Here is a 3,893-nt window from a genome sequence, read left to right as displayed (position 1 = left end):
TTAGCTATATTTTTTTACTTTGCAACAGAACCTTCTTTTTAAACTCCAATACATTCGCACAATCTTTTACACGTTCAGATTTTTTCAACTCAAGAACATGCAACAATTCAAAATAACCTACATTAGCAATCTTCTTTTCTCGCCATGGTCTCACTTTTCCACTTTTTGTTTTATCCACGAGTACACTTGATTTTTGACTGGAATAAATGCTATTATTATGGCACATAATTAAATAAGAACCCCCATCCGTTATTTGGTTTTTGTGTGGTAACTTAAACTTTAACAGATGGGGTTTTTACTTTCAACCAATAATTTCACTTATAATTAACACAAACCGTTGATATAACAACGTTTATCTACAAAATATTAAAATGATGTTATTTCTATATGTATCAAGATAAGAAAGAACAAGTTCAAAACCATCAAAAAAAGACACCTTTTCAGGTGCTTTTTTTATTTTATAAACTCATTCCCTGATCTCGACTTCGTTCTTTTTTTACCTCTCGGTTATGAGTTAGTTCAAATTCGTTCTTTTTAGGTTCTAAATCGTGTTTTTCTTGGAATTGTGCTGTTTTATCCTTTACCTTGTCTACAAACCCCTTAAAAACGTTTTTAAAGGCTTTTAAGCCGTCTGTACGTTCCTTAAGGAATTCCTTAGTGCTTTCATAGATTAAACTCACATCACGCTTTAAATCGCTTATTTTAGACTTTAAAGACTTGTTTTCTTCAAGCAACTCATTATAATCATTTACATTTTCGTTAAATCGCTCTACAAGACCACTATATTTTTCTTTAACTTGCCCATGTTCTTTACTTAATTTTTTATATTCTCTCGCCATATCAGTACTCATGAGATTTCTAACATGCTGTTTTAACTTATCGTTATCTCTCGCAGCAGTCACTAAGTTTTTATAGTCACGCTCCGATATAACAACGTTTTTAGTTGGTTTCTTTTCTGTTTTCATTATTTCTTTTCCTAAACCAAACATGGACTTTTCGCCCGTTGGCACTTCAACATTTTTCATGTGCCGTTTCGCTGGTACTTCTAAATCTGATTTAACTTTATCGCTATAAGCAGTCCATTCATCTTTTTTAACTGCCAAGTTTTTTTCTAGAAAATCAATCTCTTTTTCCAAAGTTTGTTTTTTAAATTTAGATGTCTCAATATGTTTACGGTCAGAGCCACGTTCACCACGCTTCAACTCAAAACCCTGTTTTTTCATATGCTCGGGGAATTTATCTTGTAGCCATAACAATTCTTGACGATTAAACACATTTTTTCCTTGTAGTTTTCCATCACGCATAGGCACAACACCTAAATGCATATGAGGGGTTTGCTCATCGTTATGAACTGTTGCGTAAGCAATATTTTGCTTGCCGTATCGTTCAGAAAATAATTTATAACTTTCCTCAAAAAATCGTTTTTGTTCTCCTGGATCCAGTCGCTCAAAAAAATCTCGGTCAGATGTTACTAGCAACTCATTTACAAGAACAGCATCTTTTCTTGTTTTTCGTGTGCCTGTTTTTTGTGAATCGATTATGTCTTTTACACGTTCGTTATAATTTATATTTTTATCGTTTTGTAAATCATAATTTTCATGTGTTCGCTCTCTGTCAATATCTTCATTCGTTCTACTTTCTCGCTCTCTTTGATTATAAAATTGCATGCCTTTTAGTCCAGGTGATTTCACTTTTTGCATTCTACAAACTGCATAACTCATATGTAAATCGCTCCTTTTTAGGTGGCACAAATGTGAGGCATTTTTGCTTTTTCCGGCAACCACTTCCATGTAAAGTATAACACACTATACTTTATATTCATAAAGTGTGTGCTCTGCGAGGCTGTCGGCAGTGCCGACCAAAACCATAAAACCTTTAAGACCTTTCTTTTTTTTTCGTGAAAAAAGAAACAAAAAAACCCGACCTCTGCCACCTCAGCAAAGGGGGTTTTGCTCTCGTGCTCGTTTAAAAATCAGCAAGGGACAGGTAGTATTTTTTGAGAAGATCACTCAAAAAATCTCCACCTTTAAACCCTTGCCAATTTTTATTTTGTCCGTTTTGTCTAGCTTACCGAAAGCCAGACTCAGCAAGAATAAAATTTTTATTGTCTTTCGGTTTTCTAGTGTAACGGACAAAACCACTCAAAATAAAAAAGATACAAGAGAGGTCTCTCGTATCTTTTATTCAGCAATCGCGCCCGATTGCAGTACAAATTTAACGGTCGTTCATCATGTTCTTATTTATCAGAGCTTGTGCTATAATTATTTTAAGTTTATAAGAAGGAGAATTAATATATGGGCATTTTTAGTATTTTTGTAATCAACACAGTTCATTATCAACCAAACAAAAAATAAGTGGTTATAATGAATCGTTGATAAGCAAAATTCATTATAACCGCATTAAAGAGGGTTATAATGAACAAAAAAAATATAAAAGACAGTCAAAACTTTATTACTTCGAAACGTAATATAGATAAAATAATGACAAATATAAGCTTAAATGAACATGATAATATCTTTGAAATTGGCTCAGGAAAAGGGCATTTTACCCTTGAATTAGTACAAAGGTGTAATTTCGTAACTGCTATTGAAATAGACCATAAATTATGCAAGACTACAGAAAATAAACTTGTTGATCACGATAATTTTCAAGTTTTAAACAAGGATATATTGCAGTTTAAATTTCCTAAAAACCAATCCTATAAAATATTTGGTAATATACCTTACAACATAAGTACGGACATAATACGCAAAGTTGTTTTTGAAAGTATAGCTGATGAGAGTTATTTAATCGTGGAGTACGGGTTTGCTAAAAGGTTATTGAATACAAAGCGCTCATTGGCGTTACTTTTAATGGCAGAAGTTGATATTTCTATATTAAGTATGGTTCCAAGAGAATATTTTCATCCTAAACCTAAAGTGAATAGCTCGCTTATCAGATTAAATAGAAAAAAATCAAGAATATCGTACAAAGATAAACGGAAGTATAATTATTTCGTTATGAAATGGGTTAACAAAGAATACAAGAAAATATTTACAAAGAATCAATTTAACAAGTCCTTAAAACATGCGGGAATTGACGATTTAAACAATATTAGCTTTGAGCAATTCTTGTCTCTTTTCAATAGCTATAAATTATTTAATAAGTAAGTTAAGGGGTGCGTAAACTGCACCCCTTAACTTGTCTTGTTTTGCTTAAACAATCTTGGCCCTTTTGTTGAATTACTCTTTAATAAAATAATTTTTCCGTTCCCAATTCCACATTGCAATAATAGAAAAGCCATCTTCATCTGCTTTTTCTTCATCATCTGTATGTATTAAATCGCCATCTTCTGCGTCATCAAGATTTAATTCCTTATGAATTTCCTTTAATAAACCACCATATGAAATTAATCTTTTTCGATAAAGTCCTTCCTCCAAATCAGCTAAACGCTGCAAATTTCTTTCTTCGTCATCAGTCATAAAATCTGTATCTTTTACTGGATATTTTGCAGTTTCATCAATTGCTGATTTTATATCTGATTTTCCCTTATTTTTTGGTTTAATTGCTCTAACATCAACAACTGGATCATAATCTAATTTCATTGCTTTTTTCCAAAACCCAGTCCATTGACCCTGGTCGATGTAATTCACTGTATTCTTGAAATATGTACTTTCAACACACAACAACACATGCATGTGTTGATTATAAGAATTATCTATTTGATTTACAGTTACCTCTGTTGCACGCATAAAGCCCACCAAATTCTTACTAACCTTTTTATAACCCATCATTCGTCTAAAACCCTCTGACATTTTAGACAAACTTTTATTTAATTCCTCACCGTCATAAACATTTTTAACGCTTAAAGTTAAGAACAACGGTTCTGTTGCAAAGTTGAATTTATAGTATAA

General features: G+C 32.2%; 5 protein-coding genes. 2 read left to right on the top strand and 3 right to left on the bottom strand.

Going from position 1 to position 3,893, the window contains the following annotated elements:
- Positions 1-4 precede the first annotated feature (4 nt).
- Both HMPREF3270_RS04740 and mobV read right to left on the bottom strand, forming a co-directional pair.
- Entirely contained in the window at positions 5-178 is a 174-nt protein-coding gene (locus tag HMPREF3270_RS04740) for a hypothetical protein (RefSeq protein ID WP_256324345.1), read from the bottom strand.
- 280 nt (positions 179-458) lie between these two features.
- Positions 459-1,721 (bottom strand): MobV family relaxase, encoded by a 1,263-nt coding sequence (mobV, locus tag HMPREF3270_RS04735; RefSeq protein WP_070867178.1) that lies wholly within the window; start codon positions 1,719-1,721, stop codon positions 459-461.
- 573 nt (positions 1,722-2,294) lie between these two features.
- Here mobV and ermCL point away from each other — a divergent pair.
- Positions 2,295-2,354, top strand: a complete 60-nt coding sequence (gene ermCL / locus HMPREF3270_RS13730) for a 23S rRNA methylase leader peptide ErmCL (protein WP_002503927.1) — start codon at positions 2,295-2,297, stop codon at positions 2,352-2,354.
- 60 nt (positions 2,355-2,414) lie between these two features.
- Positions 2,415-3,149: a 23S rRNA (adenine(2058)-N(6))-methyltransferase Erm(C) gene (gene erm(C) / locus HMPREF3270_RS04730; RefSeq protein WP_070867177.1), complete on the top strand. Its 735-nt coding sequence runs from the start codon at positions 2,415-2,417 to the stop codon at positions 3,147-3,149.
- Positions 3,150-3,221: 72 nt separating this feature from the next.
- Here the strand turns inward: erm(C) and HMPREF3270_RS04725 are convergent.
- Positions 3,222-3,893 (bottom strand): protein rep (locus HMPREF3270_RS04725; RefSeq protein WP_070848714.1); only part of this gene is annotated, 672 nt, incomplete at its 5' end.

It is taken from the genome of Staphylococcus sp. HMSC65H10, from assembly GCF_001839185.1.
GTDB classification, from domain to species: Bacteria; Bacillota; Bacilli; order Staphylococcales; family Staphylococcaceae; genus Staphylococcus; species Staphylococcus simulans.
This window is presented reverse-complemented; position numbering and strand designations above follow the sequence as displayed.

Excerpts from the sequence above, each read along its gene's own strand:
- mobV (WP_070867178.1), bottom strand. The coding sequence starts at position 1,721 with ATGAGTTATGCAGTTTGTAGAATGCAAAAAGTGAAATCACCTGGACTA.